Annotated in this window: 29 protein-coding genes and 1 riboswitch; of the genes, 3 read left to right on the top strand and 26 right to left on the bottom strand. The window is 46.6% G+C overall.

Features of this window, described 5'->3' with window-relative positions; genetic code table 11:
- Positions 1–43: 43 nt before the first annotated feature.
- The 5 genes from AR333_RS05600 to AR333_RS05580 all read right to left on the bottom strand — a co-directional run bounded on the left by AR333_RS05600 (position 44) and on the right by AR333_RS05580 (position 4,137).
- Positions 44–1,039 carry a cation diffusion facilitator family transporter gene (locus AR333_RS05600; protein WP_068774301.1) on the bottom strand — a complete coding sequence of 332 codons (996 nt, stop codon included), beginning with the start codon at positions 1,037–1,039 and terminating at the stop codon, positions 44–46.
- A gap of 254 nt (positions 1,040–1,293) precedes the next feature.
- A complete protein-coding gene (locus tag AR333_RS24910; protein ID WP_068774300.1) occupies positions 1,294–1,491 on the bottom strand; it encodes a hypothetical protein in 198 nt (65 codons plus the stop codon).
- Between the two features lie 89 nt (positions 1,492–1,580).
- Entirely contained in the window at positions 1,581–2,939 is a 1,359-nt protein-coding gene (locus AR333_RS05590) for a TrkH family potassium uptake protein (protein WP_068774299.1), read from the bottom strand.
- 34 nt (positions 2,940–2,973) lie between these two features.
- Positions 2,974–3,522, bottom strand: a complete 549-nt coding sequence (locus tag AR333_RS05585; protein ID WP_068774298.1) for an SGNH/GDSL hydrolase family protein — start codon at positions 3,520–3,522, stop codon at positions 2,974–2,976.
- Between the two features lie 66 nt (positions 3,523–3,588).
- On the bottom strand, positions 3,589–4,137 hold the full coding sequence (locus AR333_RS05580; protein WP_068774297.1) for an 8-oxo-dGTP diphosphatase: 549 nt from the start codon (positions 4,135–4,137) through the stop codon (positions 3,589–3,591).
- A 121-nt stretch (positions 4,138–4,258) separates the two neighbouring features.
- A riboswitch (ZMP/ZTP riboswitch) is annotated at positions 4,259–4,338 on the top strand.
- Between the two features lie 61 nt (positions 4,339–4,399).
- Here AR333_RS05580 and AR333_RS05575 point away from each other — a divergent pair.
- On the top strand, positions 4,400–4,987 hold the full coding sequence (locus tag AR333_RS05575; RefSeq protein WP_068774296.1) for a DJ-1/PfpI family protein: 588 nt from the start codon (positions 4,400–4,402) through the stop codon (positions 4,985–4,987).
- Between the two features lie 27 nt (positions 4,988–5,014).
- Here AR333_RS05575 and AR333_RS05570 read toward each other — a convergent pair whose 3' ends face one another.
- The 12 genes from AR333_RS05570 to AR333_RS05525 all read right to left on the bottom strand — a co-directional run bounded on the left by AR333_RS05570 (position 5,015) and on the right by AR333_RS05525 (position 12,574).
- Positions 5,015–5,527, bottom strand: coding sequence for an NUDIX domain-containing protein (locus AR333_RS05570; protein WP_068774295.1), 513 nt, complete (start codon positions 5,525–5,527; stop codon positions 5,015–5,017).
- A gap of 33 nt (positions 5,528–5,560) precedes the next feature.
- Positions 5,561–6,115, bottom strand: a complete 555-nt coding sequence (locus tag AR333_RS05565) for a DUF6886 family protein (RefSeq protein ID WP_068774294.1) — start codon at positions 6,113–6,115, stop codon at positions 5,561–5,563.
- Positions 6,096–6,680: a GNAT family N-acetyltransferase gene (locus AR333_RS05560; RefSeq protein ID WP_068774293.1), complete on the bottom strand. Its 585-nt coding sequence runs from the start codon at positions 6,678–6,680 to the stop codon at positions 6,096–6,098. The genes AR333_RS05565 and AR333_RS05560 overlap by 20 nt, the downstream gene beginning before the upstream one ends.
- Positions 6,680–7,300: a bis(5'-nucleosyl)-tetraphosphatase (symmetrical) YqeK gene (yqeK, locus tag AR333_RS05555; RefSeq protein WP_068774292.1), complete on the bottom strand. Its 621-nt coding sequence runs from the start codon at positions 7,298–7,300 to the stop codon at positions 6,680–6,682. Before yqeK ends, AR333_RS05560 begins: the two co-directional genes overlap by 1 nt.
- A gap of 34 nt (positions 7,301–7,334) precedes the next feature.
- Positions 7,335–7,886: a hypothetical protein gene (locus AR333_RS05550; RefSeq protein WP_068774291.1), complete on the bottom strand. Its 552-nt coding sequence runs from the start codon at positions 7,884–7,886 to the stop codon at positions 7,335–7,337.
- A gap of 111 nt (positions 7,887–7,997) precedes the next feature.
- Positions 7,998–8,957, bottom strand: coding sequence for an SMI1/KNR4 family protein (locus AR333_RS05545; protein ID WP_068774290.1), 960 nt, complete (start codon positions 8,955–8,957; stop codon positions 7,998–8,000).
- An 8-nt stretch (positions 8,958–8,965) separates the two neighbouring features.
- A complete protein-coding gene (locus AR333_RS05540; RefSeq protein ID WP_068774289.1) occupies positions 8,966–9,694 on the bottom strand; it encodes a metallophosphoesterase family protein in 729 nt (242 codons plus the stop codon).
- 264 nt (positions 9,695–9,958) lie between these two features.
- Positions 9,959–10,549 carry an AAA family ATPase gene (locus AR333_RS05535; RefSeq protein ID WP_068774288.1) on the bottom strand — a complete coding sequence of 197 codons (591 nt, stop codon included), beginning with the start codon at positions 10,547–10,549 and terminating at the stop codon, positions 9,959–9,961.
- On the bottom strand, positions 10,550–10,723 hold the full coding sequence (locus tag AR333_RS24565; protein ID WP_156430839.1) for a hypothetical protein: 174 nt from the start codon (positions 10,721–10,723) through the stop codon (positions 10,550–10,552). It abuts the gene before it with no gap.
- Positions 10,724–10,735: 12 nt separating this feature from the next.
- Complete coding sequence (locus AR333_RS05530) at positions 10,736–11,488, bottom strand: cytochrome c oxidase assembly factor Coa1 family protein (protein ID WP_068774287.1); 753 nt, start codon at positions 11,486–11,488, stop codon at positions 10,736–10,738.
- Positions 11,489–11,535: 47 nt separating this feature from the next.
- Complete coding sequence (locus AR333_RS24560; protein WP_156430838.1) at positions 11,536–11,751, bottom strand: hypothetical protein; 216 nt, start codon at positions 11,749–11,751, stop codon at positions 11,536–11,538.
- Positions 11,752–11,890: 139 nt separating this feature from the next.
- The gene (locus tag AR333_RS05525) at positions 11,891–12,574 is read right to left on the bottom strand and encodes a hypothetical protein (protein ID WP_068774286.1); all 684 of its coding nucleotides are present in this window, start codon (positions 12,572–12,574) and stop codon (positions 11,891–11,893) included.
- Positions 12,575–12,996: 422 nt separating this feature from the next.
- Between AR333_RS05525 and AR333_RS05520 the strand changes: the two genes are divergently transcribed.
- Together AR333_RS05520 and AR333_RS05515 are read left to right on the top strand one after the other, a co-directional pair.
- The gene (locus AR333_RS05520; protein WP_068774285.1) at positions 12,997–13,914 is read left to right on the top strand and encodes a hypothetical protein; all 918 of its coding nucleotides are present in this window, start codon (positions 12,997–12,999) and stop codon (positions 13,912–13,914) included.
- Positions 13,915–14,132: 218 nt separating this feature from the next.
- Positions 14,133–15,047 (top strand): hypothetical protein, encoded by a 915-nt coding sequence (locus tag AR333_RS05515; RefSeq protein ID WP_253735728.1) that lies wholly within the window; start codon positions 14,133–14,135, stop codon positions 15,045–15,047.
- A gap of 49 nt (positions 15,048–15,096) precedes the next feature.
- On the opposite strand, the gene AR333_RS05510 is transcribed toward AR333_RS05515, so the two are convergent.
- From AR333_RS05510 to AR333_RS05465, 9 genes are all read right to left on the bottom strand, one after another.
- Positions 15,097–15,510 carry a hypothetical protein gene (locus AR333_RS05510; RefSeq protein ID WP_068774283.1) on the bottom strand — a complete coding sequence of 138 codons (414 nt, stop codon included), beginning with the start codon at positions 15,508–15,510 and terminating at the stop codon, positions 15,097–15,099.
- A 421-nt stretch (positions 15,511–15,931) separates the two neighbouring features.
- Positions 15,932–16,399, bottom strand: a complete 468-nt coding sequence (locus AR333_RS05505; RefSeq protein WP_068774282.1) for a GNAT family N-acetyltransferase — start codon at positions 16,397–16,399, stop codon at positions 15,932–15,934.
- 89 nt (positions 16,400–16,488) lie between these two features.
- Entirely contained in the window at positions 16,489–17,073 is a 585-nt protein-coding gene (locus AR333_RS05500; protein WP_068774281.1) for a hypothetical protein, read from the bottom strand.
- 66 nt (positions 17,074–17,139) lie between these two features.
- Positions 17,140–17,847, bottom strand: a complete 708-nt coding sequence (locus AR333_RS05495; protein WP_068774280.1) for a DUF1361 domain-containing protein — start codon at positions 17,845–17,847, stop codon at positions 17,140–17,142.
- 175 nt (positions 17,848–18,022) lie between these two features.
- On the bottom strand, positions 18,023–18,673 hold the full coding sequence (locus AR333_RS05490) for an HAD family phosphatase (RefSeq protein WP_068774279.1): 651 nt from the start codon (positions 18,671–18,673) through the stop codon (positions 18,023–18,025).
- Between the two features lie 67 nt (positions 18,674–18,740).
- A complete protein-coding gene (locus tag AR333_RS05485) occupies positions 18,741–19,289 on the bottom strand; it encodes a GNAT family N-acetyltransferase (protein WP_068774278.1) in 549 nt (182 codons plus the stop codon).
- A gap of 322 nt (positions 19,290–19,611) precedes the next feature.
- Positions 19,612–19,824 (bottom strand): hypothetical protein, encoded by a 213-nt coding sequence (locus tag AR333_RS25150; protein ID WP_068774276.1) that lies wholly within the window; start codon positions 19,822–19,824, stop codon positions 19,612–19,614.
- 25 nt (positions 19,825–19,849) lie between these two features.
- Positions 19,850–20,356: a DUF2569 domain-containing protein gene (locus tag AR333_RS05470; RefSeq protein WP_068774275.1), complete on the bottom strand. Its 507-nt coding sequence runs from the start codon at positions 20,354–20,356 to the stop codon at positions 19,850–19,852.
- Between the two features lie 202 nt (positions 20,357–20,558).
- The gene (locus AR333_RS05465; protein ID WP_068774274.1) at positions 20,559–21,119 is read right to left on the bottom strand and encodes a GNAT family N-acetyltransferase; all 561 of its coding nucleotides are present in this window, start codon (positions 21,117–21,119) and stop codon (positions 20,559–20,561) included.
- Positions 21,120–21,179: the final 60 nt, after the last annotated feature.

The raw sequence follows: 21,179 nt of genomic DNA, 5'->3' as shown, positions 1-21,179 counted from the left end.
AGCCTGTTCAATAACAATAATTTCCGGGCTTGATGATAGGGAATTATTTGGCAGGATTCGGTACCCAGTCCTTCACTCCGTTGTCTTCCAGAATACCCAGGGTAACGTCTGCAATATCCGGATCGCCCAGCAGCTTCTCACGGATTCTTAACTTAACGTCGTCCGCATCGGCAAGTGTCATCCCCGGCTTCAGCTCAATGAGACCATCCACATGATAATAGCGCCCTTCCTGTACGACGCGCATCGTATATATATCCGTCACGTTCGAGTCGGAGAAAATAATGGCCGCAACCTTGTTCTCCACATCCGGAGGTGCCGATACACCGATCAAACCGACCATGTTATCATATCCTACTCGGAACGCTACGATGACCATCAGAATCCCGATCAGAATACTGGAGATACCGTCAATCGCCGCAAAATTCGTCAGTGTTGTGACAACGACCGCAATAAGTGCCAGCACTGCGCCGCTAGTGGCTACAAGATCTTCGTAAAAAACAAGGCGGGTTGGAGGCGCTGCCCGTTTGACATTACGGAAAGAGCTTCCGACTGTACCCGCAAATCCTTTGGTTTCCACACGCGCTTCTTTGTTCACTTCTTTCATGGCTTTGAAAAGAATCAATCCGTCTACGATGATGGAAAAAAGGAGAACAACCAGATTAATCCAGAAGCCTTTGGATTCAGAGGGGTGCTGCAGAAGATGAATGCCTTCACGAATCGTTTCGTAAGCCATGAACGTTACGACCATGACCGCGATCATGCAGAAAATATTAATAACGCGTCCGTATCCCGTCGGAAACCTGCGTGTCGGCTTCTTCTCGGCAAGCACGCTTCCTACAAATACAAATGCCTGATTGACCGCATCGGCAATGGAGTGCATCATCGAGGCATACATAGCTCCGCTTCCCGTCATGGCGGATGCAACGCCTTTGGCGACAGCGATAGCTGCATTCCCGACTGCGGCCGTGCCCGAAGATACATTCCCTTTTTTGATCAATTCGATCCAGTTTGTTTTCTCGCTCGTTTTTTCAGATGCCATAAAGTTTTAAACTCCTCCTATGTAAACTTAACAACCGTTGCCTACTTTTGTAACCACGAAACATGCAGACTCAACCAGAGCATACGGCAATTCATGAACAACGGTTTCAGAAAATCAGCTGACCGTGATGGACATCGCATTTATAAAAAGCACGCGCCCGGCAGCAGACGCGCGCTAGTATGAATTGCTCAAGCTGAGCCGGGCAGGCCAATCCAGCAGATTCATCCGGCACGGCACCTCCAGGGAATATACAATTAACCCCAGACGTTCTGTCTATCTTGCTCCTGTATCGCTCCCGTGACGTCCGTATCCGAATCTTCCGAGACCGGAACGGAGTCATCCGCCCTCAGTCCGGTACGCTCATGCGGAGTTACATCTTCATAAATTCCCTGCTGACGATGATCGCCGCCGGGTAATTTATTCGTCTCCCGGTTACTCGGTTGTCCCGACATCTTGATTCCTCCCTCCAGATGTGCTCAAGTGAACGCCATCTTAGGGTATCCGCAGATGATAAGGGCTACTCCGCCATCCGAACGTTCTTTTATCCGATTGTGATTTTACCTTCGGGATAGCGGTACAGCTCCTTGCCTCCCTTAGGAGTAAGGGCATAGGCCAGAGTAAGCGGACCCAGCCGGCCGATAAACATCAGGACCGTCATTAACATTTTGCCGGGAACGGACAATTCAGATGTCAACCCGAGGGACATGCCCGCCGTACCGAATGCGGAGGTAATCTCGAACATAATGATAAGAAACGGGGCCCTCTCAAATACAGACAGAGCCATGGTCCCGACAATGATCAGAAACAAGGCAAGGAGGGTCAAAGTCGTTGCCTTGTAGAGCCTGTCCTTGGCCAGTCTTTTACGGAAGAAGACAATTTCTTCTTTGCCGCGGCTCATCGCGTATACAGCTCCGACGAGAATGGCAAAAGTCGTGATTTTGATTCCGCCTCCCGCGGAACCGGGAGCTGCCCCGATGAACATCAGGATAATAATAAAAAACTGGGTAGCCTGACGCATCGATTCGATATCAATCGTATTTACGCCGGCAGAACGGGTCGTGGCCGATTGAAAAAAGGAGGCATACAGCTTACTCGTAAAACTGAGCGGCTGCAAAGTATTCGGATTCGTAAATTCAAAAATAAAAATAACGATCGATCCTAACAGAATTAGCAGCCCTGTGGCGGAAAGAACAACTTTGGAATGCAGGGAAAGCCTTCGTGTCTCCTTGTAATCCAGAAGATCCACCATCACGATAAAGCCTATCCCCCCCAGTATGATAAGCGTTATAGCAACGATGTTAATAAAAGGGTCATGTACATATTCCATCAGGCTTCCCTTGGAATCCGGGATGCCGCCGAACAAATCAAATCCCGCATTGTTAAAAATTGAAATACTGTGGAACACGCCAAAATAAATGGCTTTGCCCAGCGGCATATCAAACGACCAGCGAATGGCAAACAAAACAGCGCCTGTGAGCTCAATAATCAGCGCGTAGGTCAGTACTTTGCGGATTAACCGTACAATGCCTTCCACAGAGCTTTGATTCATCGCTTCCTGCAAGAGAAGACGTTCCCTCAAAGAGATCTTTTTCCTCAGAACCAATGCAATCAATGTAGCCATCGTCATAAAACCCAGGCCCCCGACTTGCACGAGCGCCAGAATGACCAGTTGACCGAACAGAGAAAACTCCGCTCCGGTATTAACGACCGTGAGCCCCGTAACAGTAGCCGCCGAAGTGGCGGTAAAAAAAGCATTCAGGAAGGCCAGCGGCCGGCCTGAGACGGTAGCAGCCGGCAGGGACAGCAGGACTGATCCGATTATGATAATCGTCAGAATTCCCAGGGCGAGCACTTGTGGCGGCGTAAAGCGTATCAGGAACTTTTTTTTCTTTCTAGCCATTTCTATTCTCCTTGTCGCGAGCAAGCAATTCCGGTTACAAATATTGTCGGATGACGGAGGCAACCTGCGCGGCGCATGCCGCACTCCCCTGTTCATTCATGTGCAGATTATCTTCACAAAGATGACTTCTGAGATTCTGTTTAATGAGAGCATTCAGATCATTCACTTCGATTCCGTGCCTGTTCATTAGTTGAACGGCCGCTGTGTTATACAGGTCGATTTCGGCATTGCTTCTCCCTACATAATCAGGCGTTACAGGAGTCGTCGTCGCAAAAATAATCGGAGCTCCAGTACGATGCAGCTCGTTAATGATCCGTCTAAGCGTTTCTATGTATTCATCCAGCGCCGTCAGCGCCTCAACCATAGGCGCTTCATGATGCAGGTCCCAAAGCCCGTTATTCCAATGAATAACATCCGGGGTGCCAATCTCTTTGAGCCACAGATTCACACCCCAAAGCGTGTGTTTGGCAAAACGGCAGTTTTCCTCGGGCCCTGTAACTTCCGCCTCCCCTCTTAGTCTCTCCTTAACGAGAGGCTGGTACCCGAGCCGGATTGAATCTCCTAACAATAATACTTTTTTCATCGTCCACCTCATAGTAAACCGTCATTTAAAATGGTAAAGGAATGTCTTAAACAAGAGTATAAAGGATCAGGATGGATTTGGAAATGATACAGCCCCTTTATTCCTTAAATAGAACTCGGTCATTTCCAGACTATCCTCCGCTATTTCCAGCAGGACGGATTGGTGCTTGACCAGCTTGCCGTCCCGGTAATCGCAAAAATGGTCGTAGCAGCCCTCTTCATGCAGCAGATAAGGGAAGAAAACCGGAATATTGGAGGAGATTCCTTTATTCTGGGGATGCAGAATCCAGTCTATCTTTTTCCAGTCAAGAATGCCTTCTTCCGTCTTCACAGGCCCGGCAAATACGAAATCCTCCGTTACCTCAGCTGTATACAAATACATACCGCCTATCTCCGCTTCGTTTGTGAGCCAGGTTACAAGACCCTTATAGTGAAGCTTGTAATCCGTGATGCCGGTTTCTTCGAGAATTTCCCTTTCCATGGACTCTCTGGGCGTTTCACCTTCTTCCAGCTTGCCGCCTATCCCGTTCCAGCAGCCCATCCAGCTTGGCTTTTCCCTGTTCAGAAGCAGAAACCTGTCTCCCTGCCTTATAAAACAAATGTTATACGTAATCACTATGTTTCATGTCCAATCTGCTAAAAGCTCATTTGTTCCTATTATAAAACGGCGCCTATACTTATACCAATTTAAATATGCTTGCATTTTCATTATGCTTCTTGTAAAATAATTGAAAATTCAAACGATGTGCGACTGGCGTAGCATGGAGAACCATGAGGAAGCACATACGGATAACCGCCGTACGCCTGGGCAAAGTACCCGATCCGTGTGATCCGGTACTTTTTGTCGTGAACAAATCATTAGAAGGCGGTGCGGAAGGATGAAAATGGCGTTTATCGCATTTGAAGGAATGACGTCGCTCGATTTGATCGGCTTTACGGAAGCCGTCACATGGATGGGCATTTTACAGGCAAAAGAAAAGGTTAGCTGGGATTTCTGCTCCATTCAGGAGGAAATTACGGACGACCGGGGGCTCACGATCCGAATCAAGCATGTCCGCCCGGACCTTGCCGGATATGATCTGATCTTCATACCAGGAGGGATGTCCACCCGCCAGCTCAGGCATGATCCCGAATTCGTCTCCTGGATCCGATCGGCGCATTCCGCCCAGTACAAAGTATCCGTCTGTACAGGAGCTCTTCTTCTGGGCGCAGCAGGCTTCCTGACAGGCAGAAGAGCGACGACTAACCGGTCCGCCTACGAACTCCTGGCTCCCTACTGCGGGGAAGTCGTACAAGAGCGGCTTGTGAGGGACGGGGGTATTTTCACTGGAGGGGGCGTATCCACTTCGATTGACTTGGGATTATTTCTGGTGGAGACGTTGACCAGCCCGGAATTCGCGCTTCAGGTTCAAGACAAGATGGACTATCCTTATTACCGTCCTTTACGGGAAAAAGACCGCTCATAAGGCGGTCTTTTCATTGCCCCGGCACTTCTAAAGGAGCTGTCCGCTTGACCGGTCTCTGCAAGCTTCTTGTACAATGATTGGAATAACCCCATGGTCTTCAATCACGTAAGGAATCTCCTCCGGCTCCACCCAGATACGGGATAAACATTCGTACGCTCTAGTGAACGGCAGGCATTCGGTAATTTCCATACGGTAAAACAGCTGATAACCGATCATCGGATATTTCCCGTCCGGGCTAAAGTGTTCATTCTCCTCATGGCTTACCTCTATGCTGCCGATCAGTCCGATCCGCCCCCGGACACATCCTTCCTCCATGGCTTCCCGGTGAAAAGCCTCTTCCGGTGTTTCACTTCCCTCTACGTGACCTCCCGGAAGATTGAAGCCCCGCTTGTGCACATGCACCAGCAAGATTTTATCGTTATGATAGCAAACCCCGTGAACGCTCGTTACCTTGGCATGATCCGGAATCTGCCTGGAGGCAGTCCAAGTAAGCTTGACTCGTTGGCCGTTCCAATCGGCATAGCTGGTATGACGGCTCATACAACACAGACCCCTCCCTTCTTTTTCCTGCTTCTAAACATTTCCCTTGTTATCAGCTATTGGTCTTCCCTGTTCAAACGGTTTGGCCAGATGGAAGCGATGTATCCCAAAATCATCAAGAGTGGAATTTAGAATCGCTTCCTTCAGCGGATGCAGGTTAGGCGTCAGCCTGATTTCAATGTTCAGATCGGCCAGCTTGCCGATCAAATCTCGCATCGGCTTCATCACGACGGGCGTTACCGTCTGCTCCGAAATGTAGTAGCCGGCCGTCTTATCGAAGAGCTGAAAGCTTGCGGACGGCAGCGTGTACCTGTAAATCGTCGATTCTTTAATCGCTTTGTACCACTGAGTTTCTACGGTAATGATCTTATCCGCACAGCTTAATCCGAAGAACCTGGCCTCGTCTTCCCTGTTTATTCCGCCGGACCTGGTATAGACGATCCGCGGGCAATTACGCGGGAAATAAAAAGTAAACGCGTGTTCCTGATCAATTGCCCATACAACCGGGGGCATGTCCGTTCTGTTCGCTTTCACTCGGGGCACGAAGACCTTTATATCCGGCTCGCTGCTAAAATGAAAAAGATTCATCTGACCCTTCCTCGGCGGTTAGAGTTTGTGCCCATTCTTCTTGTAACAGGCCATAAATAATATGGTCAACGTAGCGGTCGTACAGCCATTCCGACTGCCTTACGCATCCTTCTTGCACAAAATGAAGCCGCTCGGGGATCGCCCTGCTTTTGGCATTGAATTCCGAAGCCCGGATCTCGATCCGGTTAAGCCCGTACTCGGCAAAGACAAAGTTCACTAGGGCTCTGCACGAGTCCGTCATGATCCCATGCCCTTGAAATTCGGCTCCAAGCCAGTAGCCAATTGAAGTGCTTTTATTGGTCCTATCTATACCGTGCAGGCCTATACAGCCTGCCAGCTTATTTTGATAGAAAATTCCTAGCTGCATGGCCCCGTTATTCGCAAAAGTCTGAAGAGATGCGCTGATGAAAGCCTGTGAATCTTCTACCTTCATGGTCCCATCCACCCAAGGGAGCCATTCTTTTAAATACCCGCGGTTATGGTCTATGAGGCGAAATAATTCTTCGGCATATCTAGGCTCAAGCAATCTCAGCTCCAGATGGTCATTAATTTTGTTAGTAAACATTATACCGCCCCCTGTATTCCTTGTTTAAGGTCGTAGTACGCTTGTTCCAGCCATGGATGGAGGACCTTCAGCGATTCTCTGCGCTGCCAAAGATAACGGATATATTCAAATGCTGCGGCATCAAGCGAATGTTCCAGCTTGGCCTTGACTTGATCCAGATAGGGAGGAGTTCCCGATTGATCCCATCGGATCTTGTCCGCAACGAACAGCACCTTATCCAGCGAAGTCGCTTGCTCACGCAGTGTCGTATGGCAGCCTACCGCATCCAAAATTTCTTCATCCTGGATGTGAAATAAGTCTCTCGCCATCGCTTTGGAAATTTTCTGATGAATGATCATAGGAAATACTTCTTCTTCGGGCAGCACCTCGATTCCCAGCTCGACTGCCACACGGATTCGCTCCGAATTCGGAAAGACCGCACTGATGTCGTGCAGATAACCCGCAGCTTGGGCTGCTTCGACATCAGCCCCGTACCGGTTGGCGATTCGTCCAGCTTCCTCCCCTACTTCCATGCAGTGCTCCGCTGCGGCAGGGTGATTGTGCAGTAAAAACTGGTAAATTTCTTCTTTTAAATTTCCAGTCGGGATAGGTAAGATAAGGCGGGCATAGACAGCATTCATACTATTTCTCCTATTCTAGTTCACGATAGTTAACTTATAAATCCTGTAAAATATCACTTCCCTGATCATCCAGCACTTCAATTTTATAAGGATAGCCGTAAACTCCTACATCGGTTTTCTTAAGACGGCAAACTTCAATAAAGAATTCTTCCTTTGGTATACGCATCTCACAAGTTTCACTCTTAAAAAACGCTTTTATCCTATCTATTTTCAAATCGTAATTTTTTCCCATGATCCATACATAACTGCCTTTATCGGTCTTCATCGTTTTATAGCGAAACAAATTAGAGCCTTGACCGGTAGATTCGATTTTATATTTACCATTCCAACCTTTAGTTAAAATAGCTTCAGCTTGATAATCCGTATCACCGACAAAAAGATAAACAAGCTTGGTATTATCCACATCTTTGGATTTCTTAAGGGTGTAATCTGCTGTTGCTTCTGCTCCCCTGCTGTTCCAAAATTCAATAGCCGTTTCAATTTCCCGGGGATCTCGACTAATCTTATACGAGGAAGAAGTTATAAAAATAAATAGTACGGAGATCAAAATGACAACGCCAGATCCGAAAAGAACAGCTCTTCTCATAACTCCTCCTATCTTTTCCGAACACAAAATCTCATTCTCGTTTATACCAAAATCGGATTACCGTTTATATTTTCAAAAAACAAAGCCTCCCGGGCGTCCCCAGAGGCTTTGCTAAAATTCGGCCGTCAGCCGCTGACTCAACGTTTGGCGGTACTCAGGCGTAAAAGCCAATTGTCCATCGCCAGCATCTATATGACCCTGTTCCAGCCGCTTCTCATACCATTCTGCAACAAAGCCTTCGGCATATCCTCCCGTGCTAAAAGGAGCTCCGAACGTTAAGATATCAGGATAAGCCCCCAAATACTGCTGCTTACTGTTTACTGCATACAGTTCGGTATACATGGCGAACTGAATATCATACATCAAATAGGAAAGGTCATCTGCATGCAAAGCAAAGTAGCCCTTACTGCGCACCAGTTTCGTACAAATATGCCTGATTGCAAACTCCATGTCCGGATGAAGTGCCGTACGCTTGCTCAGTTCTTCAAGAATTCCGGAAAACTTAGCGCCCGCCGTCTTCTCCAAATCTGCCTGAAGTGTTTCTTCCGAATCATCATATTCCTCTTCATTCACGAGTCCCCTGATAAACGATTCAAAATCTTCAGCAAGAAAGGTCCTTCTGGGCTCGCCGTCTGTTTCTACATCCACATGAATCACCCGCGGCTCGCCTTCCCGCCCGCATTCACTGTAATCCAGCATGATAGCGTCGTGCCCTGCCGATGGACACTCACACACCACAATCCCTATGTCTGGATATCCCCATTCTTCGATCATGAACCGGCTGCCAAAGTCCTCCGAATCAATCCCCCATGTTCCGCCTATGCCGCATATCCCACTAACTGCTACGTGATCCTCTGCCCAGGAAGTTGGCGTGTCTGTCGGAAAACAGCTGTTCACCGGACTGCCGCCATTGCGGGATTGAATGAGTTCCAGATAAGACTGTGGAAGCTTATAGCCGAGAAGGTGTTCCGTTTCTCTAATTCTATCGCCAGTAACGGGGTCCGGGCTTGTAAAATAGTCCGATTCATCCCAGAATTCTTTCCAATTCATTCCTGCAAAACTGGTTCCCATCGCGGCTTCTATCCCCTCTTTCTGACCGGCACATTGGAAACCCGTTCCGCCCGGTAAACTCCATCCTCATAAATCAGACAGTTGAGCTGCATCCCGTAGGCACAGCCGCCGTCAATTCCGATTTTATCCCCGCCAAACCAGATGTCCGCACTATTATGAAGCTCCGCAGTTCTCGTATGACCGAATATAACGGGCTTGTCCACAACCGTTTCGTATTGAAAAAAGTCTTTTTTGATATACATAAAGTCACGTTCAGGCTGATCTCTATAATTATTAAAGACCGGATTCAACCCGGCATGGACATAAATATGATGCTCATCTTCGTGGTAGAGAGGAAGATTGCCGAGGAATTCTATCTGGCTCGAATACCAGTAATTGATATACATCTTCGCTTCGCCTATCACTTCCTCATCGACCAGATCACCGGCTAAATCGAAGTAGCTGTGAATCGTCTGCTTCCCGCCATGCTCCAGGAACTTGGCCTGCACTTCAAAGCTATCCCCGCGGACTAAATCAACCAGCCGCTGGTCATGATTGCCTCTAAGAGCTACCGCGCCATGATTTTGAACAAGTTCCATGACCCGCTCTACGGTCTCTTTACTTTGAGGACCCCGGTCCACATAATCTCCCAACAGAATCAAGTGATCCTCTGACGGGTCATATTCAACTTTTTTCAGCAAATCATTGAATGGTTCCAAGCAGCCATGGATATCACTGATCATTAAAATTCTATTCATGTCATCTCCTGTAAATTCGTCAATAAGACGTTAGTTACTTCCATCCTCGCATCATGCATAGAAATCAATTCTGTACAGCTTTTACTCTAAAGCTGATTTGGTCTTAGTATGACTTACCCATATAAGACTGGTTTCCACCAAACTAACCACTTTGGTTGCCGGCTTGGTATGCTGACCAGGCGCCTTTCGACAAACCCGCTTCTTCCAATATCGGCTGTATACTCCGAAAATTGAACCCTATTAAGGTGTCGCAAGAACGTCTTTTTAGAAGCGTATATGCCTCAGCTGCGTCCGAATCCGGTCGTACAGCTTCCTTGTCTTTCCCCTCGTATCAGGAGTTAATGGTATATGGAGCTGTGAAGCGATCAAAACAGCCTGATCCTCCACCGTCATCTTATCCGTCTCGATATACTGCCGGAAAACTTCATTAGAGAACCCTGCAATACACCGGTCAATTTGTTGTGCGGCCCAGGAACGTTTTCCTTCTCCGCGGCTTCTCAATCTTTTGAGCAAGACCTCTTTGGAAGCCCGCAATGTAAAATGATGAACTTCAATACCGTCCTGCCGCAGCCTGCCTACAATCTCGCTGAAATATTGGGCATTCGGTATCGTCATAGGTACAATAAGGATGCCATCGTAATGATTATTTAAATAGCTCAGCATCGTATAGTTCATTTCACGCCAAATGGGATAATCCTGAAAATCGCTTTCACTAACTTCCTCAGGTACATTGTCCCGTATAAAATAGCCTGCATTCTCCGGGTCATACACATAGGAATGCGGAATTCTTCTATGTAATTCAAAAGCGGTTTGTGTTTTACCGGAACCGAAGGCGCCATTGATCCAAATGATCATTTAATCCTCAATTCCGGGATTCTTTTTTGAAGAGTCCAGTTCCTGAGGGCCAAGTCCTTCCACGGCCTGAATCGTAGTATGTCTGGCATAGTTCGTCATCGAGAGGAGGCGGCCGATTTGAGGTGTAAAGCCGGATACATCTGCAATGCGATAAATATTATTCGGATTAATCAAAGTAAACCCCTCCTATAGCTGCTCCTGTAGCTGCTCCTGCCTGACGTAACTGACCTGCCAACTCTGGTTCGGCTCTTTGGTCAGCGTTATGATCAGGGTCGCCTTCCTTTTGGTGCCGCTCACCGTAATCCTGTATTCCGCTTCTCCATATCCGTTCACGGAATGAGAACTTCCTGTCGGCAAAAACCCCAGTTTCATCTCTTCTCCAACCCATTGTCGAATTCCCGGATCGTTTTTGATGTAGCGGACGGATTCTTGATAAGAAGAACTGCTTTTCATTAATAGAACGACTCCGAAAAATACAACAACAAAAAACGTAACGGCCGATCCGGCCAGAAGCAGGAAAGTCAGGAACATCTTCTGTTTGGGCCTTATCAGATACACATCCGTGCCTGCGGCAATATCTCCTTTTTTCTTGCGAACGGGACCCCATACAAGCGCAGCCAGATCACGGGGCCAAAAAAAGGACCGGGTATTGCGGAGAATCAGCTTTTGGCGCGCCGGAACGTTGAACTGATCGTCTCTTACAACCAGGCCTAGAATACGTTTGCCGGGACTTCTTCCCCCTATACTGTCTTTGAGTGCCGCCAGCACCATCGTAAGAATTAGAAAAACCGCAAATGACCCGATGGTCCAAGCCAGGCTGCCCTCCGTAAATTGCGTGGTGAATAGCAAGAGTAAAACGGGAAAAATAGCTAACAACACAGAATCCAGCAGCATAGCTGCAAACCTTTGCACCAGACCCGCTTTCTTCAAACTATGCAAAAGATACGCCTCCGTATGTATATATTTACTCTGTATGCAGATGCACTTTAGTCATGCCTTCTCCTCCTGCGAACAACCAGCACAGCGGCATTGCCAGCCGTCAGAAATCCGGAGGTTAACATCAGAAACATAAGCCCGCTCAGATAATCGTTTTTCTTATCCGTGCTGAGCAGATAGCCGGTTGCAGCCGCAGCAGCCACGAATATACAGGCACATCCCATTACGATCCACGACCTTCTTCTACTGCTAACATGGTGGTTCATCTATGTAACTCCGCCTTTGCAAAATTCTCAGCCCGCTTGTTGACGCCAAACAGATCATGGACCAGATAGGCAGCGGTATGCCAAAAAGACGATCTAACTTAACGGGGGTTAAGAATGTCGCCCTGCTGACCCACAAAGATTACAGCGAATGAACCAAGCCACGGTTAGCGATCAGGGACAACGCACTTTCATCGTTAGACGCATACCACAAGCCGGCATAATCCATAATGAGAAGTTTATTCGCACACAAATAAAAAGAGTGGGTCGGTTCTTTGAAGACATAATACCCGTCCAGCCAAATCGGCTCCAATTGTTCCCGGAAAAGCTCCTGTTTCAGATCGGCCTGAATAGCGCCTACAAACCTGCTGCTGAACATCAGCTCCTGCAAACAGAAGGTGACCAGGAAATGCTGCAGCGAATTGCACACCCTTTCATGCCCCTTTACCGTATCGTCCCAGAGCGCAGCCGCATTACAGTAGACCGGCGAATCATCGTTCCCTTCTTCTACTTCACAAGTCCAATTCCCTTGATTCTCCGTAATAAATGAAATACGGCCCTGCGACCGGATCGTATTCTCCACGCTCATCAGGGTATCCTGAATTTGAAAAATAGCCGGCTCCCCGTTGGCGGGACTTTTCTTCCGGCTGCTGCGGGAATTCGCCGGCCAATTGCCCGCAAAAAGATAAAGGTCTCTGAGCGGTTTGGGGAAATACGAGGGTACTTCCTCCTCTTGAAGTCCATACTCCGGGAGTACGGGACCTGCCCAATCTTCCACAAACAATTTAAGATTTTCCAGGCTGTCTTTATCGTCTTTAATTAACATCGTTATTCCCTCTTTATGTATATGAAGTACCCCATTTACAAACACAGCTTTTCTTCCGTACTTGCACTCAACAAACTCCATTCACTGTCGCAAGACCGGCACGCAATACTAAGCCCGCAATAAATCTATTGATCTTCTTTATTATAAGCTATGATTGGAACTTTTTTCAAAATAACGCCTTTCACTCGAACCTCTCAGCGTCGATTTTCTTCACATCTTACCATGATTGCATTGTATTTGGATATATATGGTCTATCAGTCTTGCATTTGACTAAAGGTGAACTTGTCATTGATATATCGCTATAAATTCGTAAATTAGTTATTTTTATTACATTAGTATATATAATTAACGGTCTATTCCAGATTTTTTTTGTTTAGTTTTTAGCTAAAAACCTTAAATAGGTGTGAAGGGAGAGGATTTAGTGATTAAAAAGTGGAAGAAAAATTCAGCAGCTGCTCTCTTGAGTACAACCTTGCTATTTAGCAGCGCAGCCGCGATCCTTACACCAACGGCAGCCTATGCGGCAGACAAATCGGACTATCCCAAATTCTACAATGTAGCCAAACAGGGACCGGTTACTCCCGGGCTGGTCAGTGACAAGAAATGGGTGCCTCAGGGCATGGCCATCTGGTCCAGCAAAAAGTGGATTATTTCTTCTTATTATTCAAGTTCCAAAGCCGATGCCAGCAGTCTGATGATTACGGAGAAGGATTCGAAGGACAAACGTGTACGGACTTATTATTTGTACAATGAGGACGGCAGCAAACACATGGGTCATGTAGGAGGCCTTGCAATCAGCGGCAAATATTTGTGGGTCGCTTCAGGGACCGATGTGTACCGGATTCCGCTTTCTACGATCTCCGGGTCCAAAGACTATGCCAAACTGAAGATGAAAAAATACGATTTAAAACATAAAGCGTCCTATGCCACTTTCCGTGACGGCGTTCTGTGGGTCGGAGAGTATACGGAAGGATCTACCCAGTGTTCGAAAGGCTCCAAAGGTACGGTTTACGGCTATAAGTTAAGCAGCACCGAAGGAATTTCCACAACACCGACCTATAAATGGAAAACCCCTGACCGGGTTCAGGGAATGGCTTTGACCAAAGACCAGGTAATTTACAGTCAATCCTGCGGTCGCAATAACAGCAGTAAACTGCTCATTCATAAGAGAGGCTATGATGGAGCCAAGGTCAAAGACCTGACCCTGCCACCGATGGCGGAAGGAATTGCTTTCTACGGCTCCAATCTGTATGTAAGTTTTGAATCCGGCTCGCAAGCTTATCCAAACGGCAAGCACCGGCTCAAAAATTACTTCTATTTGAACCCAAGCAAAATTTAAAAGAGTAAAAGGGCAGCGTTCTGCTGTCCTTTTATGTTGATTTTATTGTGGTTTATCTTTTTTAGGAGAGCCGCATAAGATCAATTATTTAATAAATGTAAACTAACACCTTTTTATCACCCTATTAACAAAATCTAAATATTATTTTTGTGATTTTCTATTTATTTTTTTATGAAAACGCTTTAATATGAAATGAAGAAGAAGGGAGATGTTATATATTGAGAAAAATAAAGAAGCTTTCCGCAGCCGTACTGTTAAGCACCACCCTGTTATTCAGCACGGCGGCAGCTGTCATTCCGGCGGCTGTATATGCGGCTGATCAATCCGAATATCCTGGTTTTTACAGCGTAGCTACACAGGGCCCCCTTACTCCCGGTCTTATCAGCGAGAAGAAATGGGTTCCTCAGGGAATGGCGATCTGGTCCAGCAAAAAGTGGATTATCTCTTCTTATTATTCCAGCATTAATGCAGATGCCAGCAGCCTGATGATTACAGAGAAAGATTCAGCGGACACAAGGGTCCGGACTTATTATTTGTATCATGAGGATGGCACTAAACATACGGGTCATGTAGGCGGGCTCGCGATCAGCGGCAGTTATCTGTGGGTCGCATCGGGAACCGATGTATACCGGATTCCGCTGACCACGATATCCGGCTCCAGCGATTACGCCAAACTCCCGATGCAGAAATACGATTTGAGCCATAAAGCCTCCTATGCGACCTTTTATGACGGGGTTTTATGGGTGGGTGAATATGTAGAAGGAGCGACTCAGTGTTCGAAGGGCTCTCAAGGGACCGTCTATGGCTATAAGCTGAACAGCACCGAAGGAATCTCCACAACACCGACCTATACATGGAAAACGCCTGACCGCATTCAGGGAATGGCCATGACCAGCGACCAGGTTATTTACAGCCAGTCCTGCGGCAGGAACAACAGCAGTATGCTTCTTATTCATAATAAGGGGACGAATGGAACTAAAATCAAAGACCTGACCATCCCTCCGATGGCGGAAGGAATTGCCTTCTATGGTTCAAATCTGTACATTAGCTTCGAATCGGGCTCACAAGCCTATCCGGATGGCAAGCACCGCCTCAAACATTACTTCTATTTGAATCCGGCTAATATTAACTAGAACAGAAGCTCGGGATAAGCAGGCGGGGCATATGCACCGCCTTTATTCCTTACAAACTGTTCATTAATATATTTTGAATTCGGAAGTAGCTTCCCTCGTCATGAGGGTTATTGGAGAGTTTCTCCAAAAGACGGAACAATTCATCTCCATCCTTGAATTTCGTATGATTCAAATAAAGGTTTTTTAAAGAATCATAAATTCCCTTCGAATAACTTCTCGGATACGGGGTGAATTCCACGAGTGCAGCTGCTTTAGCGGCTTGTTCCATCGCAAATATGTATCCCCCGGAATCCTCTGCCGTAACCTCTCTTAACCCCACGGCTATTCTTCCCATCGCCGCTGAATATTTGTACTCCATCTCCTCTACGTGTTCCTTATGATCCAAATACTTCGTTACTTGACACATATTGAAAAATAAAGATACAATCAGTCCGATTAAAAGCGGCTTGTTAATGTTTCTCATGTATGACTCCTTCGCAATCTTACAAAATTCGATACCTCCAATGATTGATTAGTTAGTGTTCGTAATGTAAAGCCGCACCCCGTTTCCTCGATTCTGGACTAACAGTTGCCCGCTGACCATGAATGCCTCAACAATTCTGGAAAACACTTTGATACATTTCCATAATTATACTATCCAATGCCATTTCGTTCAAAACTTAATTCCTTTCATCTACACGGTTCGGCAATTATCGAATTCCAATCTATCTATCGATTGAACAGGGAACAGAAAAAAGCCCGATTCAGCGGAACCGAGGCTCTAGTCACATAGGGAAGTCAGATGGACGAATCCGCTTGAGTAGGACCTCACGCATCCAGTCCAGATAGCAGGAAAGCAGCAAAGTGAGCTTCCGGAAAAGGAATATGAACCCCCTCCTAGTTGTTCACTGCATAGATTTAAATGTGTTCAAATCCAGGAAATGTGTCATGAATTTCCCGCCTGTCTTCTCCGTAAAGCCTAACAACACATAAAAGGCAGCTGCTGCAGGATTATCCGTCCACAGGACCAGCCGATTGTAATGCTTGGCTGCTTCGTTCAGAACCTCTTTGGTGAGCGTATGCCCAATACCATGTCTTCTATAGGCTCTATGTACATAAAGCCTTCTAACTCTGCCAACCCCCTCACCATAATAAGGGTCCCGGTTCAGACCACAAATGCCGACTATCTTGTCCTCCACACGGCATAGAAAGAGCGCTTCACCGGTCTGATCGAATCTATTCGAGCCTGCATGATAATCTTCCACTAGCCGGGTCAGATGCCGGAAGCCCTCCCGGACACTCCCTGTAACAAGCTCATTAAGCTCTTCCAGATCCAGCCTTTCCTGAACTTTCTCCAATTGTATAGGCTCCATTGGGACTCCTTATCCAGTTAACTGCTTAATACGGTGGAATCTGAACAACCTGTCACCGCTTAATCCGAACAGGATGAACGAGAATACACTTATGTTAAATCGGCTGCCAGCATAATTCTATCTACCTCTTCATAAAGAACTGACTTATTCTTCTCCGCATAGAGGAACACATGATCAAATAAATTCTCGTGCTCACTGTACAGGTACATCCGGCTGGCTTCGGCCTCGATAGCTCCGACTGCATCTTTAAGCAGTGTTCCTTGGTGCTTGTCCCGGCTCGATACTTCATATAAAGCCCGTGGGTTCGTACCCGCTCTTCCCGCATGGTGGAGGTGAATTCCGTATGCCAGCAAAATCGCCCGGATATTCCTCAGGCAGTTGGCATCACGGAACGCTTCCATTCTATCCAAGGCTTCAATCGTCTCGTTCAAATAAAGACCCGTTGAGTTCTCCAAGAACCCTAAGATACCGTTCATATTCATCTCCGTATCCATGTCAATCACCAGCACAATATCTTTTAATACTAGAGGGATTTCATTAAAATAATGACCCAGCTTCCTGCAATCGCTGTCATAAAGACGGATTGCAATATGCTCCACAATATCTTCACCTGATCTGAGTATGCCGTCATGAACGGGAATTAAGCGGCTGAGAATCGGCTTTAATTCATTCATTTTCCTGGCTCCTGTACATTAAGATTGGTGTGGCGGAGGAGACATCTTTCCGAATCATCTCATGGTTTATGCGCTTGCGGACTCCCCCGTCCTCAGTACGCAGTAGAACACATAGCTAAACAATTGAATTCCGAACATCAGAAGCACAAACTCCGGCATGAGGCTGTCTGTCCGTGTAGATTCGGCTAGTAGATCCTTCATAATAGCTAACGGCTTATTCAGCACATCCCAGCTATTCCAGCGTATAAACCGACCTATATAGACGCCTATACTGCTTAACAGCACAATACAAACGATCGCTGCTCCACTGTAAACCCGGGCTACAAATCTGACGATCAGACCGTGAACTTGATAGAGTGACAAAGCTGAGAGCAGTAGCCCGGTTACGGCCGCAGTGAAGGTAACGGAGAGGCTGTACCAGAAAACGGGATCAAACCAAAATTTGATAGACGGTGGCTGGGGATCAAAGTATCGGAAAGTGTGCAGAATTTCTGTGAACAGATAGGCGGAGTTCGGCAGAAAGAACACCCAGGCGATGAAGACAACTCCCGTGGCCAGCTTGCTGCTGAAAGCGGCGGCAAGCCGTCTATTCATGAACTTTATCATCCCCGAGAGAATGACCGGGACCCAAGCCAGGAAGAAGTCCCAGGCCAGGTAGTTATACACATTCGTGTTGGTCACAAACCGCAGATAAGCTGCTAATCCCAGGCACAATAAAGTCGCCGACAGCAGAAGAATTACCTGATAAGTCTCTTTCCTGCTGCTCCGATTCATTTTATTCAAGCTCCTCCGTGAGGAAAGAATGGAGAGCTCAAGCTGCCCCCATTGAAGTCTCTCCTAATTTACCATATATATCCTTTATACTATGCCGGCGCCCGTCTGTCACCTGCTGAACCGATATTTGTATGCCGTTCATTCGCCATTCAGGAGTATAATTGCCGCTGTTCCCTTATAAACGGTTTATTAAGGAGTAATCAATTTCACTGATGGCATTCACAATGTGATCCGCCTGGCTTAAATCTTGATTGCCCGAGTTCAAATTCCTGAATCCGATACAGGTCATTCCCGCCGCGTGTGCTGCTGTCAGTCCATGCTTCGAGTCTTCAAGCACGACGCATTCACGGGCATCTATACCCAGCATTTCTGCCGCCTTGATATAAATATCCGGGGCCGGCTTCCCGTGCTCCACTTCCTCCCCGCTGATCATACAATCAAAATAAGAAGTTAAATTAAACTTGGATAAGACGGCTTCGATAAAGCTGCGCGGAGAGGAGGAGGCCAGTCCTATCTTCATCCCCTTGCTGTGCAGATCCGCGATGAGCTCCCGTATTCCTGCTATAGGTTGTTCATCCGAATGTAGAAGGTACGCCAGTTTCATTTCCAATTGAATCGCTATCATTTCTTCGATAGTCTGGCTCATACCGTACCGCTCTTTTAGTAGAGCCCACATGGCCGGATTCGTCATTCCGACGAATTCTTCGAGCTGCTCCTTGGCGATGGCAACTCCGAAACTTGTAATAACCTGTTCATCTACTCTGAAATGCAGCGGTTCGCTATCTATAATGACTCCATCCATATCAAAAATAAACGCTTTGAACATGTAATCTCTCCTTCATTTAATCCGAGCTTCATTGAACAGATTAACACGCTTTCAAGGTTTCCGGCGATCAATTGCCCATGCCTTGAAATTCAATGAGCCAGCAGTCTCTCCACTCGCCTTCATGATATTCATGTTTCTCCAGCAGCTTTTTCTTGGTGAAGCCATTCTTTTCATACACCCTAAGTGCTCTAGCATTCCATGTCTGAGGATCCATAATGATCTTCTCCGCCTCATAGTGCTCGATAAGATATTGAACCGTTGCCCTGACCAAGAGGGAACCAATGCCTTTATTCCAGTATTCCGTTTCCCCGATGAATTGGTCCATCCCCATGATGTTCGCTTCATTCTCACCGTATCCATACACGTTTCGTTCTTCCTCTTCTATGCTGTAAAATTGCAAATATCCAATCGGAACAGACTGATATTCAATGATGCATGGCGTAACGTCCTCGTTATTGGGATAGAAGTGTTTCTGCACGAGATCCAGATCATGCGGCCGGTCACGACCCTCGTAGTACTCAAGCACCCTTGGATCAGACAGCCATTTTACCAGCAAATGTGCATCTTCCGGTGCGAGCTTCCTGACACTTAGTTCCTCCTTTTGAAAAACGATCATCCACATCACGCCTCCCTGCTCGCTGCTTTAATTCAGGCTTGCAATAGTTCGTCAGGCCCCGATCAGCTAGGATCGGTTCCTTGTCTCCTCTGGATATACGTATCCAGTATGCAGTCTTCTTGCAATCTATCTGCGTCTATGTAATTCGCCGAAAGCCACTGGTAATGAATCAACCCGATTTTCTGCGCGACTGCGTATGCGGGCGGCCTATCTGAATGTTGAGCTGCGCCCTCAAATAAATCTTCCAGTCCTTCAACTGAGTTCCCTTGTTCATAGATCCATTCTTTCATTAGTGCCAAGTCATAACGATTTTTCTCAATGATTAACTCATCAGTCCAGTCGCAGGTGTACTCAAACCCGGATTATAAAAAATAACCGATTCCTTGATGTCGAAGGCCGCTCCCTCAATTACGAAAGTCATCCACCCGTTGCTCTCTTCATACACATAACCTTCACTGCCGGATTGTTTAATTAATCGGACTGCCGCTTCACGATGGTTAGTCTTCAAGTGATAACTGGCACTAAATTCGCTCATTTTATTCTGCGCTCCCCCTTCTAACTTACTTCACAAAAGTATTCGCAACCCTCTCAGACTTCATAAAATAAGGTATCCAGATAGCGCAAAGGACGGCCATTTTAACAATATCTCTAATCCCGTTATCCTCTTGTACTTCCATGATTATCGGAATCTGATTCAGAAGCACACTGTCAATTACGACAGCAGCCAAGCTGAAGCTGTACAGCATAATCATTAAACGGGGTACTCTTCTCTTTTTACGGTAAAAGTTCAGAAGGATATACACAGACAGTAACAACAGCAGCACATTAGCTAAAGATTCAAAAACGATAATGAATCCCCATAAAGGATGATACGCTTCGGAAGAAGGGGAAGTTAAGGCATCCCAGATATCCGGAGTTAGAACGGGTACTAAATAGTTTACAATTTGCGCTAAGTAGACAAATATACTGACTACCAGTCCGATCTGAACGAGCACCAGCCATCCGCCGAGTCCGGCTACTCCCATCGGTCTTTCATTCATCTTACTTTCAGGCAGATTTACTTCCATTGCCACACTTCCCTCAGTTAGTTAGATTCAGTTTAGATGCTATAAACTAAAACTATTTTAGAACATTCATCTTTAACATAGAATTATTAACATTAGTTTATTTGAGAAAAATGTTTATTTATGTTCGGTATATAAAAAAGACCTGTCAGGATAACTGCTAGAAGCAGTTTCTCTAAGCAGGAAAATTTGTCATGCACCCGGGTTATCTAATCATGGCGTAGATGCAAGTATCTCTTAACTGGGTACCGTCTACGGATCTGTCCTCGTTCTTCAAAATCCCTTCGAGCTCAAACCCTAGGCGCTCTGGAATCGCCCGGCTCTTGATGTTCAACAAATCACAGCGGATTTCTAGCCTGTGCGCCTTCAATTCCCGAAAGGCAAAGTCGGTAATGCCTTTAACCGCCTCAGACATGTAGCCTTGTCCTGTGTAACGTGAATCCAGCCAATAGCCGATTTCAAACTTTGGAACGGACCAATTCGGATTATGCAGACCCGAGGAACCGACGAATTCATGGGTATCTTTGAGGAAAATAAGAAATCGAAGATCTTCCCGCTTCAGAAAATTAAGATGGGCTTCTCTTACATTTACTTCTTTGTCCTCTTCAGTCTGCTCATGCTGGGCAAAAGGAAGCCACAGCTTTAATTCATCCTGTGAGGCTATAACAGCTTCGTAAACCGCTTTACCGTCTCCGGGCATAGGCAGCCTGATCAGCAGCCGTTCCGTGACAAAATGATCAGGAAAATCTATCATAATGGGATTCATTTATCGTTCTCCTTGTCAACGGTTAGGATAGATCCCCGTAACCCCTAGTTCGAATTAACT

The organism is Paenibacillus sp. FJAT-26967 (assembly GCF_001541095.1).
Classification (GTDB): Bacteria; Bacillota; Bacilli; order Paenibacillales; family NBRC-103111; genus Paenibacillus_F.
Note: the sequence above shows the minus strand (reverse complement) of the source record. Positions and strands in the feature narration are given on the sequence as shown.